At 77.2% G+C, this 1,939-nt stretch carries 1 protein-coding gene and 2 pseudogenes; 1 reads left to right on the top strand and 2 read right to left on the bottom strand.

What is annotated here, in order from left to right:
* Positions 1–237 (bottom strand): annotated as a pseudogene (locus tag ACFV5N_RS27485) (hypothetical protein); the annotation flags it as partial.
* Between the two features lie 60 nt (positions 238–297).
* A pseudogene (locus ACFV5N_RS27480) lies at positions 298–984 on the bottom strand (mannose-1-phosphate guanyltransferase); the annotation flags it as partial.
* On the opposite strand from ACFV5N_RS27480, the gene ACFV5N_RS27475 reads away from it, so the two are divergent.
* Complete coding sequence (locus ACFV5N_RS27475; RefSeq protein ID WP_385605153.1) at positions 892–1,449, top strand: hypothetical protein; 558 nt, start codon at positions 892–894, stop codon at positions 1,447–1,449. The pseudogene ACFV5N_RS27480 and the gene ACFV5N_RS27475 overlap by 93 nt on opposite strands.
* The last annotated feature ends 490 nt before the right edge of the window (positions 1,450–1,939 follow it).

Below are 1,939 nucleotides of genomic sequence, written 5' to 3'. Positions count from 1 at the left end.
GGCCTGGACGGCGCCGAGGGTGACCACGAGGCCGGCCAGGACGAGGCCGGCGGCGAGCCACAGCTTGGCCCGCAGGCCGCGCGGCAGCCCCGCGGTGCCCTCGCTGTGCCTGCGCGCCGCCGCCTGGGCGTACCCCTCGTCGAGGGTGTGGTTCATGACGGTGGTCAGCAGCGACATGGAGGCGTCGGGGCGCGCCGGCGGGCGTGGCCCGTTGGGCTGCGATGACATGGCGGACATGGTCGCACGCCGCCCCGGGGGATATCGAAACGGGCCCCCGGGGAGGCGGTGCGGCCGGTGTCAGTGGTCGGCGCCCTCCACGACGGCCGACCAGTGTTCGAGGAGTTCCTGCGCGGTGGCGTCGTCGGGGCCCTCGGCCCACAGATGGGTGACGGCCTCGGCCGGGTCGGGCAGCACCAGCACCCAGCGGCCGTCGGACTCCACCACCCGTACGCCGTCGGTGGTGTCGATGGAGCGGTCGCCCGCCGCCTCGACGACCCGGCGCATGACCAGGCCCTTGACCGCCCAGGGGGTGGCCACGGCGCGGCGCAGGACGTGGGCCCTGGGGATGCGCGCGTCGATCTGGCTGAGCGAGAGCTGGGTGCGGGCCACCAGGCCGGTGAGCCGGGCGAAGGCCGCGGTGGCGTCGAAGACGCTGGAGAACTCGGGGACGATGAAGCCGCCCTGGCCGTCCCCGCCGAAGACGGCGTCCTTGCCGGCGGCGCGGGTCAGGTCGTCGGGCGAGGTGCTGGTCCACTCGACCTGGGTGCCGTGGTAGGCGGCCACCTGTTCGGCGATACGGGTGGTGGTGACGGGCAGCGCGACCCGGCCGGTGCGGCGTTCCGCGGCGATCAGGTCGAGCATTACCAGGAGCGCCCGCTGGTCCTCGATGATGTGTCCGCGTTCGTCGACGAGGGCGAGGCGTTCGCCCACCGGGTCGAAGCGGACGCCGAAGGCGGCGCGGGAGGAGGAGACCATCTCGCCCAGCTGTTCGCGGCGCTGGACGCCGAGGAGACGCCCACCCTGGCCCGCGCGCTCAGTCGGCTGACGGAGGCCGCCGCGGGCCCCGGCGGCCCCGACGCGCTGGCCGCCAGGATCGGCACGGCCACCGTCGACCGGACGGGCGGCCCGCTCCCGGCCGCCGCCGGCCGGTCGGGTGTGCTGCCCCCGCTCGGCTTCCCGGCCCAGCCGCCCGCCACCGGCCGCGAGGTGCTGGTCGAACACGTGGCCGCCGCCGTCTGCTGCGCCACCGCCGACACCACCGGCGCGACCCCGGCCCTCGACTGGCTGGACGGCCCGGTCCTGCGCTCGGGCAGCACACGCCGCCCCACGGACCTCAAACGGCTCGGCGGCTGCGTGCACAGCCTGGTGGACGAGGCCGACCCGGAGCCGCTGCGCGCCTGGCTGACGGCCGCCGGGGTCCGCGAGGACAAGCCGGTGCGGCTGGTCTGAGCACGGCCGCGCCCGTTCTCGGCGGTTCCCGGCGAGGCAGGTCCGCTGGACCGCGCCGGCCCGTGCCGCCTCGCTCCTCGGGTGCGCCGCGGTCATCGGCCCGGTCGGCCGGGGGCGGGCGGCACGCCCCGCTCCGCCGCACCGCGCGACCCCGAGGCCCGTCCGCCGGGACGTGGCGGACAACCGGACCCGCCGCGCGAGCGGCGGCACCCGTCGAGCCGAGCACCGGTCCGTCCGACCCGCCGGCATCCGGGCCGGCGCCCACGCGCACCCGGCCGGCCTTCGCCCGACGCCTTCGCCCGACGCCGTCAGCCGACGCCTTCGCCCGACGCCGTCAGCCGACGCCGTCAGCCGACGCCGTCAGCCGACGGCGTCGGACCTCGGGGAGGAGCCGTCCCGCCCCGTCACGACAGCGTGCAATGCGTGTACCAGGGCCGCGACCGCCGCGGGCTCCTCGTCCAGCAGCAGATGTCCCGCTCCTTCGACGACC

The organism is Streptomyces sp. NPDC059853 (assembly GCF_042731495.1).
Taxonomy (GTDB): domain Bacteria; phylum Actinomycetota; class Actinomycetes; order Streptomycetales; family Streptomycetaceae; genus Streptomyces.
This window is presented reverse-complemented; position numbering and strand designations above follow the sequence as displayed.